The organism is Streptomyces sp. 13-12-16, from assembly GCF_002114215.1.
In the GTDB taxonomy this organism is placed as follows: Bacteria; Actinomycetota; Actinomycetes; order Streptomycetales; family Streptomycetaceae; genus Streptomyces.
Genome location: NZ_NCTE01000429.1, coordinates 5331 through 16614, shown reverse-complemented (window position 1 = coordinate 16614; position 11284 = coordinate 5331). Strand labels below are relative to the sequence as shown.

The following is an 11284-nucleotide window of genomic DNA, read 5'->3' as shown; positions in this document are numbered from 1 at the left end:
CGCAGCGGCTCCGCCAGCTTGGTGGCCACCCGGAGCACGGACGCCGTGGCGCACCGCTCCGGCGGACCCCAGCCGGCCAGCACCACGGCCGCTCCGCGCCCGGCGAGCGGTACCGCCTCGGCGAGCAGCTCGGTCAGCCCCTCCGCGTCGCCCGCGAGGCAGCCGATCGGCTCGAAGGCGGTCACCACGGTGTACGCGTCCGTGCGGGCGGCCTGGGCGGGCGAGCCGTGCACGATCCGGTGGTCGGCACGCGCGCGTGGCTCCCGCTGCTCGTCGGGCAGCAACCGCTCCCGCGCGAGGGCCAGCCGGTCGGCACAGGTGTCGACGCCGGTGACCGCGGCACCGCGCGAGGCCGCCATCAGCAGGGCCAGCCCGGAGCCGCAGCCGAGGCCGAGCAGCCGTGTCGCGGATCCCACGTCCAGTCGCTCGTAGACGGCCTCGTAGAGCGGTACGAGCATCCGCTCCTGGATCTCGGACCAGTCACGCGCGCGTGCACGAGGGTCCACACGGGGGACGGCCCCCGTGCGAGGCGGGTGCTGCCGCACGAGCGTAGGTGTCATAGGTAAGCGCCCCAATCAGCCGAGAGTTGCCGCGGTTCCCCGTTCCCTGGCCCCCGTGCAGTGCGCCCCGCACACCCCCCGTATGCCAGGAAACTCCGCCCTCGTCGTGTCGTCCAGTGGAATGCGGCCGCGGTTGGCACTCGGCTTGTGCCAGTGGCAAGAATTCACATTCCGGTAATCCCGGGCCGTCCGGTCCGCCATGGCGGAAACACCCGTACGCCGGTTCCGGCCAAGGTCGACGAAACCGGGAGCGGCTTGTGGCGGGGCGGTGCGCGGGTGTGGCGGCGGACCCGGTAACGTCGCGCCCGTGGCGTGCCCGCCGAACCGGGCGCCGGGTCCCCGCGAGAGCGACCGAAACGCCTCTTGCGCGCCCGCGAACCTCGCGTGCACCGCCGCGCGGAGACCGCTTACACGTGGGGGCGTACGTCAGCCTACGCACCACCTTGAGGCGAGCTGCGAGGCTTCTCCGCAGATCAGCGCACCCGTACTCGTCAGGACGCATCAGTGGCAACTGACGGGTACGTGCAAATTATTTGGGATGCCCCGGAATCGGAACACAGAGGCACCCAGGCTCGTTGTCATTACGTGAGCACGACACAGACACCACCTGTTCTCGCCGCAGAGCTGGCGCAGGCGTGGGCCGACATTCAGCGGTACCACCCCGAGCTGCCCGATCTTGCCGCGCCCGAGTCCCTGATCGGGGAGTCGTCGTCCGCGTGCGGTCACGAACTCTCCTTCGAACGACTGCTGCACGAGGCAGTCCACGGCGTCGCCGCCGCGCGCGGCGTACGCGACACATCCCGCGCCGGCCGCTACCACAACCGCAGATTCCTCGCGATCGCCGAGGAACTGGGCCTGGACCACCCCGAGGAACCGCACCCCAGCAGCGGTTTCTCCCTGGTCACGCTCACCCCCGAGGCGAAGCGCCGCTACCGTCCGACGACGGAGCGCCTCCAGCGCGCCCTGAAGGCCCACTCCGCGGCGACCGCGGGCGACACGGCCCGCAGCTTCCGCGGGCCGGCCGCGCGGCACGGCTCCTCCGGGGGCGGCGTCCGCGTCAAGGCCGTCTGCGACTGCGGCCGCAACGTCCGCGTCGTCCCCTCGGTCCTCGCCCAGGCCCCCATCGTCTGCGGCGGCTGCGGCAAACCCTTCCGGATCCCGGAAGTGGTGGCAGCGGCAAGCTGATCGTCCCCGGCATCTCGTGGGTGCCGGAGACGCGAGGCGCCGTCGCGGGCGGTCGTGCCTCCCCCAGTGCCTCAAGGGCCTGGGGGTGCCTCCAGGTCGGTACGGGTGTGCGATGGGGGCCCCGCTCATGGGGGTCCCCCCGCTCGAGCGAAGCCGAGAGCGGGGGAGGCACCCCACTGGCGCCGGGCAGCGTGGACGCCCCGGCCCGCACCGGCGCCGGGCGCCCATCTGGCGCGCCCACCCCTCGGTCACCCCCGCCCCACAGGGTGTGGCAGAATGGCTAGCTGTACTCGACAGCCGAACAGGACCCCTCTCTCCTCCGGCTGACGCGTCCATCGGGCACTCGGGTACCGCAACCCCACGCGGCACATCCCGCCGTGCCCAACCACGTCAAAATCAGGAGAGTCCACTCCCGTGGCAGTCAAGATCAAGCTGAAGCGTCTGGGCAAGATCCGTTCGCCTCACTACCGCATCGTCGTCGCCGACTCCCGTACCCGCCGTGACGGCCGGGCCATCGAGGAGATCGGCAAGTACCACCCGACGTACAACCCGTCGGTGATGGAGGTCGACGCCGAGCGCGTGGCGTACTGGCTCGGCGTCGGCGCCCAGCCGACCGAGCCCGTGCTCGCCATCCTGAAGAAGACCGGCGACTGGCAGAAGTTCAAGGGCGAGCCCGCCCCGGCTCCGCTGCTGCAGGCGGCCGAGAAGCCCGCCCGCCCCTCCTTCGAGGCGCTCGGCGGCGAGGACGAGGGCAAGGGTGAGGCGATCACCCAGAAGAAGAAGGCTGAGAAGAAGGACGAGGCCGCCGCCGAGTCCGCGTCGACCGAGGCCTGAGCATGCTCGAGGAGGCTCTCGAGCACCTCGTGAAGGGCATCGTCGACAATCCTGACGATGTGCAGGTCGCCTCGCGCAACCTGCGCCGCGGGCGCGTGCTCGAGGTCCGGGTCCACCCGGACGACCTCGGCAAGGTGATCGGCCGCAACGGCCGCACCGCACGCGCTCTGCGTACCGTCGTGGGCGCCATCGGCGGCCGCGGTGTCCGTGTCGACCTCGTCGACGTGGACCACGTCCGCTGACGCCAAACGCAGCACCGGCTCGGGCCGGGGAGGGCCACTGGGCCGTCCCCGGCCCGCAGTCGTATGAGCCGTGAGTGGTTCGTCGCAGTTCGACAGGAGATCAAGCACAGTGCAGCTGGTAGTCGCTCGCATCGGCCGCGCCCATGGCATCAAGGGCGAGGTCACCGTGGAGGTCCGTACCGACGAACCGGAGCTGAGGCTCGGGCCCGGTGCCGTCCTGACCACCGACCCCGCCTCCGTCGGGCCGCTCACCATCGAGACCGGCCGCGTCCACAGCGGCCGCCTCCTGCTGCGCTTCGAGGGCGTCCGCGACCGCAACGGCGCCGAGGCCCTGCGCAACACCCTCCTCATCGCCGACGTCGACCCGGACGAGCGGCCCGAGGACGAGGACGAGTACTACGACCACCAGCTGATCGACCTCGACGTCGTCACGAAGGAGGGCGAGCAGGTCGGCCGGATCACCGAGATCTCGCACCTGCCCACCCAGGACCTCTTCGTGGTCGAGCGCCCCGACGGCACCGAGGTGTACGTGCCGTTCGTCGAGGAGATCGTCACCGAGATCGACCTGGAGGAGCAGCGCGCGGTCATCGACCCGCCGCCGGGTCTGATCGACGACCACGCGGTCCGCGACGAAGCCGCTGGTGGACACGGTGCCCCGGCCCGGGACGCGGGGGACGAGGCGTAATGCGGCTCGACGTCGTCACGATCTTCCCCGAGTACCTCGAACCGCTGAACGTCTCCCTCGTGGGCAAGGCACGCGCGCGCGGTCAGCTCGACGTCCACGTGCACGATCTGCGCGACTGGACGTACGACCGGCACAACACCGTCGACGACACCCCGTACGGCGGTGGCCCCGGCATGGTCATGAAGACCGAGCCGTGGGGGGACGCGCTGGACTCGGTCCTGGCGGACGGTTACGAGACGGGCTCCCGCGAGCCGGCCCTGATCGTCCCCACCCCCAGCGGCCGTCCCTTCACCCAGGAACTCGCCGTCCAGCTCTCCGAGTGCCCCTGGCTGGTCTTCACCCCGGCCCGCTACGAGGGCATCGACCGCCGTGTCATCGACGAGTACGCCACCCGGATGCCCGTGTACGAGGTGTCCATCGGCGACTATGTGCTGGCCGGCGGCGAGGCCGCGGTACTCGTCGTCACGGAGGCCGTCGCACGGCTGCTCCCCGGCGTCCTCGGCAACGCCGAGTCGCACCGCGACGACTCCTTCGCGCCCGGGGCGATGGCGAACCTCCTGGAGGGTCCCGTCCACACCAAGCCGCCGCAGTGGCGCGGGCGCGGCATCCCGGACGTGCTGCTCAGCGGCCACCACGGGAAGATCGCCCGCTGGCGGCGCGACGAGGCGCTGCGCCGGACCACCGCCAACCGGCCCGACCTCATCGAGCGCTGCGACCCCAAGGCGTTCGACAAGAAGGACCGGGAGATGCTGTCCATCCTGGGCTGGGAACCGGATCCCGCCGGAGAGCCGTACGGCCGATTTTGGCGCAGGACCGACGGCGTGGAAGAATAGGCCGCTGCTGTGCGTCGTCCGGCGTGCGCCCCTGCCGCAGGGGGACACGACGCCCGTCCCGAACCGCACGGCATCGACCCCAGCCTCTAGTTGCCGTTGATGACCTGCGGCATCAGCGAAGAAAGCAGACGAAATGTCTCACCTGCTCGACTCCGTCGACTCCGCGTCGCTGCGCAACGACGTCCCCGCCTTCCGTCCCGGCGACACCGTGAACGTCCACGTGCGCGTCATCGAGGGCAACCGCTCCCGTGTGCAGCAGTTCAAGGGCGTGGTCATCCGCCGTCAGGGCGCCGGCGTGCGCGAGACCTTCACGGTCCGCAAGGTCTCCTTCTCCGTCGGCGTCGAGCGCACCTTCCCGGTGCACACCCCGATCGTGGAGAAGATCGAGCTCGTCACCCGCGGTGACGTCCGCCGCGCCAAGCTGTACTACCTGCGCGAGCTGCGCGGCAAGGCGGCGAAGATCAAGGAGAAGCGCGAGAACTGAGCGCTTTACCGGCGTCATACCGCGGCCGGATAGCATCTGGCCCCGATGGACACCGAAGCACAGCCGACGGAGCGCGACCGCTCCCTCCCCCCGGCCGGACCCGAGAACACCTCGGGGACGGCGGGGCCGGAGGGGCGGTCGCGTTCCGCGTTGGTGTCGCGCCTCACGCCATGGCTGCCCGGCGGGCGGATTACCCTGACCCTGCTGCTCTGCCTGCTGTTCCTGCTGGCGGTGAACACGTTCGTGGCGCGGCCGTTCCAGATTCCCAGCGGATCGATGGAACACGGATTGAGGGTCGGGGACCGCGTGCTCGTAAACAAGTTGGCATACAGCTTCGGCACCGGGCCGCAGCGCGGTGACGTGATCGTGTTCGACGGCACCGGGTATTTCGGTGACGCCGACTACGTCAAACGGGTCGTCGGGGTGGGCGGGGACCGTGTGGTCTGCTGCGACGGGGAGGGGAGGATCCGGGTGAACGGCCGGTCGGTCGACGAGTCGGGCTTCCTGTTCCCCGGCGACAGCCCCTCCACGGTGCCCTTCGACGTCGTCGTGCCCGACGGGCGCCTGTTCGTCCTGGGCGACCACCGCAGCGACTCCAGCGACTCCCGCGACCACCTCGGCTCGCCCGGCGGCGGCATGATCCCGGTCGACGGCGTGATCGGCCGCGCCGACGGGATCGTATGGCCCTTCGACCACGCCACCCGGCTGCACCGGCCCGACGCCTACGCGCGCGTGCCCGCCCCGGAGACGAACGCGGCGGAGGACGCCCATGGGTAACCGCGGCAAACCCCGCGGCGTCCCGGACAGCGCCGCGGAGAACCTGCTGCCCACCGGCTCCCGCCGCGCGGCCGGCCCGGGCCCCGGACGCAGCCGGGCCGAGCGGCGCAAGCTCCAGCGCAAGGTCAAGCGGCGCCGCAGGCGCAGCGCCGTCAAGGAGATCCCCCTCCTCGTGGGCGTCGCCGTGGTGATAGCGCTGGTGCTGAAGACGTTCCTCGTCCAGGCCTTCGTCATCCCGTCCGGCTCCATGGAACAGACGATCCAGATCGGCGACCGGGTGCTGGTCGACAAGCTCACCCCGTGGTTCGGCTCCAAGCCGCAGCGCGGGGACGTCGTGGTGTTCAAGGACCCCGGCGGCTGGCTCCGGGACGAGCAGACCACGCCGAAGAAGGACGACCCCGTCGGGATCAAGCAGGTCAAGGAGGGGCTCACCTTCATCGGGCTGCTGCCCTCCGAGAACGAGAAGGACCTCATCAAGCGGGTCGTCGGCGTCGGCGGCGACCGCGTCCAGTGCTGCGACAAGCAGGGCCGGGTCACCGTCAACGGCGTCCCCCTGAACGAGGACTACCTGTACCCCGGCAACGCCCCGTCCACGACTCCGTTCGACATCACCGTCCCCGAGGGGCGGCTGTGGGTGATGGGCGACCACCGGGCGAACTCCGCCGACTCCCGCTCCCACCAGGACACCGACTACGGCGGCACCGTCTCCGAGGACGAGGTGGTGGGCCGGGCCATGGTCATCGCCTGGCCGCTCGGCCACTGGAGCACACTGGAGGAGCCGACGGCCTACGCGTCCGTGTCGGACTCGGTGCCGGGATCGACCGCTGCCGCCCCGCTGTCGCATAGGGTTGCCCCGGACGATCCCGATGGAATGGTCCAGCTCCCGAGCCCTGCGGAACTCCCGCTCGTTATGGGAGTGGTGGGCCTGCGCCGGGCATGGCGCGGGCGGCGGCAGAGAGTGAGGAGTTGGCGTGGGGGATGCGGCGGTTGGCGCACGGTCCGGGCGCGGGGGCGAGGAGCACCGCGGACGTCCCGTGGAATCGGCAGGTCCGGCGGCTGACGACTTCGTGACCTCCGGGAACGACTCCCCGGTGGGTGACGGTGACGGACCCGGGGACGAGCAGCCCCCCACGGCGCAAGGCGGTTCGGGCGACGACGCCCCCCAGGCGAAGCAGCCCCGCTCCTTCTGGAAGGAGCTGCCGATCCTGATCGGTATCGCGCTGGTGCTGGCGCTGCTGATCAAGACGTTCCTGGTGCAGGCGTTCTCCATCCCCTCCGACTCGATGCAGAACACCCTCCAGCAGGGTGACCGGGTGCTCGTCGACAAGCTCACCCCCTGGTTCGGCTCCGAGCCCGAGCGCGGCGAGGTCGTGGTCTTCCACGACCCCGACAACTGGCTGGCCGGCGAGCCGACGCCCGATCCGAACCTCCTGCAGAAGGCCCTCAGCTGGATCGGCCTGATGCCGTCCGCGGAGGAGAAGGACCTGATCAAGCGGGTCATCGGGGTCGGCGGCGACACGATCGAGTGCAAGGGCACCGGCCCGCTGAAGGTCAACGGCATGGCGCTGAACGAGCCGTACGTGTACCCCGGCAACACCCCGTGCAGCCAGGACGACCAGGGCGGCCAGTTCAAGGTGAAGGTCCCCGAGGGTCACATCTGGGTCATGGGCGACCACCGGCAGAACTCCCGGGACTCGCGCTACAACCAGGGCGACAAGAACGACGGCATGGTCCCCGTGGACGAGGTCGTCGGCCGCGCCGTCGTCATCGCCTGGCCGATCAACCGCTGGACCAACCTGCCCGTCCCGGACACCTTCGACCAGCCCGGGCTGGCCGCCGGACCGTCCCCCGCCGCGGTCCTGACGGCCGCGCCCCAGGGACTCGCGCTCGCGGGCGCGGTGCCGCTGGTGCTCTGGCGTCGCCGTCGGCACGGCGCCGGAGAGGGCCGCCGGGAGGGCTGACCCTGTCCGGTACCGCCGGGTAGGGTGCCGCCCATGAGTGGTCAGAGCGCGACGCGTACGGTCCCTGGTGACAGGAGCCCGGGCAGCAGGACCGGGCAGCGTCTGTCCGGGCTGGCCGTGGCCCTGGGCCTGGTGATGTTCCTCGGCGGATTCGTCTGGGGAGCGGTGCTGTACCGGCCGTACACCGTGCCCACCCCGTCGATGGCGCCGACGATCGGTGCCGGTGACCGGGTGCTGGCCGAGCGCGTCGACGGTGGTGACGTCCGCCGTGGTGACGTGATCGTCTTCACGGACACGACGTGGTCGGACCTCCCCATGGTGAAGCGGGTGGTCGCCGTCGGCGGTGACACGGTCTCCTGCTGCCGGGACGGCAAGCTGGAGGTCAACGGCGAGGAGATCGACGAGCCGTATCTCTCCGAGGGCAAGGCGGCCGAGTTCGGCGCCATCCCCGAGGTGACCGTGCCGAAGGGGCGCCTGTTCCTGCTCGGTGACGAGCGCTCCGGGTCGCTGGACTCCACGGCCCATCTGACCGACGCCGCCGGCGGCACCGTCTCCCGCGACGCGGTCCGGGCCAGGGTCGACGCCGTGGTCTGGCCGATGAACGGCATGCTCGAGGCACCCACCGGCTTCGAACGGCTCGGCGCGCTCTCCTCGCCGGGCCCGCTCAGGACCGTCGCCGCGCTGGTGATCGCCGGTGCCGTGCTCATTCTCGGCGGGGCCGCGTACGGTCCCTTCGCCAAGCGGGCGGGCGCGTCCGGGAACCGGGCCGACGCGGGGACCACCGGTGCCCGCTGAGCCCGCCCCGGCGGCCGGGGACTCCTGCACGGGCGGACTGCGCAGGGTCGCCCGGGTCGTCCTGCTCGACCCGCGGGACCGCATCCTGCTGCTGCACGGCCATGAACCGGACGACCCCGCCGACGACTGGTGGTTCACGCCCGGCGGCGGCGTGGAGGGCGACGAGACCCGTGAGCAGGCCGCCCTGCGGGAACTCGTCGAGGAGACCGGCATCACCGAGGTCGAACTCGGACCCGTGCTGTGGCGGCGGAGGTGCTCCTTCCCGTTCGCCGGCCGCCGCTGGGACCAGGACGAGTGGTACTACCTCGCCCGCACCACCCAGACCGTGACCGCGGCCACGGCGCTGACCGAGCTGGAGCGGCGCAGTGTCGCCGGAGCACGCTGGTGGACGTGCCAGGAACTCGCCCGGGCGCATGAGACGGTGTATCCCACCAGACTCGCCGGGTTGCTGCGCACGCTGCTCGACGAAGGTCCCCCGGCCGGACCCGTGACCCTGGACACCGAAATCGTCCAGTGACGCCCGGGACTGGCGCACAATGGGGGGATCGCACGGCTGAAGGGGAACATGCCATGAGCGCCGAGGACCTCGAGAAGTACGAGACCGAGATGGAGCTCAAGCTCTACCGGGAGTACCGCGATGTCGTCGGTCTGTTCAAATACGTGATCGAGACCGAGCGGCGCTTCTATCTCACCAACGACTACGAGATGCAGGTGCACTCGGTTCAGGGCGAAGTGTTCTTCGAGGTGTCGATGGCGGACGCCTGGGTCTGGGACATGTACCGGCCGGCCCGGTTCGTGAAGCAGGTCCGCGTACTGACGTTCAAGGACGTGAACATCGAGGAGCTCAACAAGAGCGACCTGGAGCTGCCGGGCGGGTGACCGGCGTACTCGTGCGGGTGACGGAGTTGTCCACAGTCGCCGAGTTCCGCACCAAGATCCACTCCGTCGGGCGGGATGCGTGACCGTTGGCGCCGGAGGTGGTGCCGACATGAACGCACGGAACACACGGAATACGCGGGACACACGGAACGCGCAGAACGTACACCGGGTACGCGGCGCGCTCGGCAGGTACGGCGAGACACTGGCCGCACGGCGGCTGACCCAGGCCGGGATGACGGTCCTGCAGCGCAACTGGCGGTGCGGCAGGACCGGCGAGATCGACATCGTGGCCCGCGACGGGGACGCCCTGGTCGTCTGCGAGGTGAAGACCCGCAGGGCAGGCCCCTTTCAGCACCCCATGGAGGCGGTCACGGCGGCCAAGGCCGACCGCCTGCGGGGCCTCGCCGAACGCTGGCTCCAGGAACACGGGGGAGCGCCGCCCGGCGGGGTCCGCATCGACCTGGTCGGCGTACTGCTGCCGGCCCGCGGCGCGCCCGTGGTCGAGCACGTCCGGGGGGTGGCCTGACATGGGGTTCGCGCGTACGTGCTCGGTGACGCTGGTGGGCGTCGAGGGCGTGGTCGTGGAGGTCCAGGCCGACCTGGAGCCCGGGGTCGCGGCCTTCACACTGGTGGGGCTGCCGGACAAGAGCCTGACGGAGAGCAGGGACCGGGTCAGGGCGGCCGTGGTCAATTCCGGCGGCGAGTGGCCGCAGAAGAAACTCACCGTGGGACTCAGCCCCGCGTCGGTCCCGAAGGCCGGCAGCGGTTTCGACCTGGCGGTCGCCTGTGCCGTGCTCGGCGCCGCCGAACGGATCGATCCGCGGGTGCTCGACGACATCGTCATGATCGGCGAGCTGGGCCTCGACGGCCGGGTGCGGCCGGTGCGCGGCATCCTGCCGGCGGTACTGGCCGCGGCCGACGCGGGATACGAGCAGGTGGTGGTGCCCGAGTGCGCCGCCGCCGAGGCCTCGCTGGTGCCGGGCGTGTCCGTCCTGGGCGTCCGCAGCCTGCGCCAGCTGATCGCGGTGCTCACCGACGAGCCCGTGCCGGAGGAGGACGCCGAGGACCCGACGCGCCCCGACCCGCTGCTGGCGGGGCTGCGCGCCCCGGGCACCGGGGCGGACACCGGGATGCACGGCGTCGGCGCGGCAGCGCACGACCAGGGCCATGACCTCGCGGACGTCGTGGGCCAGCTCGCGGCACGGACGGCCGTGGAGGTGGCCGCGGCGGGCGGACACCATCTCTTCCTGGAAGGGCCGCCGGGCGCGGGCAAGACCATGCTCGCGGAGCGGCTGCCGTCGATCCTTCCGCCGCTGGACCGGCAGGCCTCGCTCGAGGTGACGGCCGTGCACTCGGTGGCGGGACTGCTCCCCGTGGGCAAACCCCTGATCGACACGGCCCCCTACTGCGCCCCGCACCACTCGGCCACCATGCAGGCACTCGTCGGCGGCGGTGCCGGCACGGTCCGGCCGGGAGCGGTGTCCCTCTCGCACCGGGGCGTCCTCTTCCTGGACGAGACACCGGAGTTCAGCGGCAAGGCCCTGGACGCCCTGCGGCAGCCGCTGGAGTCCGGACACGTGATCATCGCGCGCAGCGCCGGTGTCGTGCGCTTCCCGGCACGCTTCCTGATGGTGCTCGCCGCCAACCCGTGCCCCTGCGGGCGCTTCTCGCGGACGAACGAGCAGTGCGAGTGCCCGCCCTCGGCGATCCGCCGCTACCAGGCCAGGTTGTCCGGACCGCTGCTCGACCGGGTCGACCTGAAGGTCGAGGTCGACCGCGTCACGCGTGACGAACTGACGGCGCGCGGCGCCCGGGGCGACACCACCGCCACGGTCGCCGACCGGGTGCGCGCGGCCCGGGACCGTGCCGCGGCGCGGCTCACCGGCACCCCGTGGCGCACCAACAGCGAGGTACCCGGACGGGAGCTGCGCAGCCGCTGGCACGCCGCACCCGGTGCCATGGACGACGCCGAGCGGAGCCTGGAACGGGGCGTGCTCACCGCCCGGGGGCTCGACCGGGTCCTGCGGGTCGCCTGGACCGTCGCCGACC

General features: G+C 71.5%; 15 protein-coding genes. 14 read left to right on the top strand and 1 reads right to left on the bottom strand.

Annotation, left to right across the window (positions count from 1 at the left end; all coding sequences use genetic code 11):
- The coding region (locus B7767_RS17740) for a methyltransferase domain-containing protein (RefSeq protein ID WP_085573047.1) at positions 1 to 560 on the bottom strand (560 nt) is incomplete at its 3' end.
- A 585-nt stretch (positions 561 to 1145) separates the two neighbouring features.
- Here B7767_RS17740 and B7767_RS17735 point away from each other — a divergent pair.
- The 14 genes from B7767_RS17735 to B7767_RS46395 form a co-directional block, all read left to right on the top strand.
- Positions 1146 to 1745: a hypothetical protein gene (locus B7767_RS17735; RefSeq protein ID WP_030866134.1), complete on the top strand. Its 600-nt coding sequence runs from the start codon at positions 1146 to 1148 to the stop codon at positions 1743 to 1745.
- A 414-nt stretch (positions 1746 to 2159) separates the two neighbouring features.
- A complete protein-coding gene (rpsP, locus tag B7767_RS17730; RefSeq protein WP_030866131.1) occupies positions 2160 to 2579 on the top strand; it encodes a 30S ribosomal protein S16 in 420 nt (139 codons plus the stop codon).
- Between the two features lie 2 nt (positions 2580 to 2581).
- A complete protein-coding gene (locus B7767_RS17725) occupies positions 2582 to 2821 on the top strand; it encodes an RNA-binding protein (RefSeq protein WP_003973401.1) in 240 nt (79 codons plus the stop codon).
- 109 nt (positions 2822 to 2930) lie between these two features.
- On the top strand, positions 2931 to 3506 hold the full coding sequence (gene rimM, locus B7767_RS17720) for a ribosome maturation factor RimM (RefSeq protein ID WP_085573046.1): 576 nt from the start codon (positions 2931 to 2933) through the stop codon (positions 3504 to 3506).
- Entirely contained in the window at positions 3506 to 4339 is an 834-nt protein-coding gene (gene trmD / locus B7767_RS17715; protein ID WP_085573045.1) for a tRNA (guanosine(37)-N1)-methyltransferase TrmD, read from the top strand. The genes rimM and trmD overlap by 1 nt, the downstream gene beginning before the upstream one ends.
- A 133-nt stretch (positions 4340 to 4472) precedes the next feature.
- Complete coding sequence (gene rplS, locus B7767_RS17710) at positions 4473 to 4823, top strand: 50S ribosomal protein L19 (protein WP_085573044.1); 351 nt, start codon at positions 4473 to 4475, stop codon at positions 4821 to 4823.
- Positions 4824 to 4868: 45 nt separating this feature from the next.
- Positions 4869 to 5600 (top strand): signal peptidase I, encoded by a 732-nt coding sequence (lepB, locus tag B7767_RS17705; protein WP_085573043.1) that lies wholly within the window; start codon positions 4869 to 4871, stop codon positions 5598 to 5600.
- Positions 5593 to 6660, top strand: coding sequence for a signal peptidase I (gene lepB / locus B7767_RS17700; RefSeq protein WP_085573042.1), 1068 nt, complete (start codon positions 5593 to 5595; stop codon positions 6658 to 6660). The genes lepB (B7767_RS17705) and lepB (B7767_RS17700) overlap by 8 nt, the downstream gene beginning before the upstream one ends.
- Positions 6572 to 7561 (top strand): signal peptidase I, encoded by a 990-nt coding sequence (gene lepB, locus B7767_RS17695; RefSeq protein WP_085573041.1) that lies wholly within the window; start codon positions 6572 to 6574, stop codon positions 7559 to 7561. The genes lepB (B7767_RS17700) and lepB (B7767_RS17695) overlap by 89 nt, the downstream gene beginning before the upstream one ends.
- A 33-nt stretch (positions 7562 to 7594) precedes the next feature.
- On the top strand, positions 7595 to 8356 hold the full coding sequence (gene lepB / locus B7767_RS17690) for a signal peptidase I (RefSeq protein WP_085573040.1): 762 nt from the start codon (positions 7595 to 7597) through the stop codon (positions 8354 to 8356).
- Positions 8346 to 8873, top strand: a complete 528-nt coding sequence (locus B7767_RS17685) for an NUDIX hydrolase (protein ID WP_085573039.1) — start codon at positions 8346 to 8348, stop codon at positions 8871 to 8873. Before lepB (B7767_RS17690) ends, B7767_RS17685 begins: the two co-directional genes overlap by 11 nt.
- A 53-nt stretch (positions 8874 to 8926) precedes the next feature.
- Positions 8927 to 9235: a DUF2469 domain-containing protein gene (locus B7767_RS17680; protein WP_003965949.1), complete on the top strand. Its 309-nt coding sequence runs from the start codon at positions 8927 to 8929 to the stop codon at positions 9233 to 9235.
- Positions 9236 to 9314: 79 nt separating this feature from the next.
- On the top strand, positions 9315 to 9761 hold the full coding sequence (locus B7767_RS17675; RefSeq protein ID WP_373408222.1) for a YraN family protein: 447 nt from the start codon (positions 9315 to 9317) through the stop codon (positions 9759 to 9761).
- 1 nt (position 9762) lies between these two features.
- Positions 9763 to 11284 (top strand): YifB family Mg chelatase-like AAA ATPase (locus tag B7767_RS46395; protein WP_085573037.1); only part of this gene is annotated, 1522 nt, incomplete at its 3' end.

Bases quoted from the DNA above. Each gene is read 5' to 3' on its own strand.
- B7767_RS17725 (WP_003973401.1), top strand. From the start codon at position 2,582: ATGCTCGAGGAGGCTCTCGAGCACCTCGTGAAGGGCATCGTCGACAAT.
- trmD (WP_085573045.1), top strand. From the start codon at position 3,506: ATGCGGCTCGACGTCGTCACGATCTTCCCCGAGTACCTCGAACCGCTG.
- rplS (WP_085573044.1), top strand. From the start codon at position 4,473: ATGTCTCACCTGCTCGACTCCGTCGACTCCGCGTCGCTGCGCAACGAC.
- lepB (WP_085573043.1), top strand. From the start codon at position 4,869: ATGGACACCGAAGCACAGCCGACGGAGCGCGACCGCTCCCTCCCCCCG.
- lepB (WP_085573042.1), top strand. From the start codon at position 5,593: ATGGGTAACCGCGGCAAACCCCGCGGCGTCCCGGACAGCGCCGCGGAG.
- lepB (WP_085573040.1), top strand. From the start codon at position 7,595: ATGAGTGGTCAGAGCGCGACGCGTACGGTCCCTGGTGACAGGAGCCCG.
- B7767_RS17680 (WP_003965949.1), top strand. From the start codon at position 8,927: ATGAGCGCCGAGGACCTCGAGAAGTACGAGACCGAGATGGAGCTCAAG.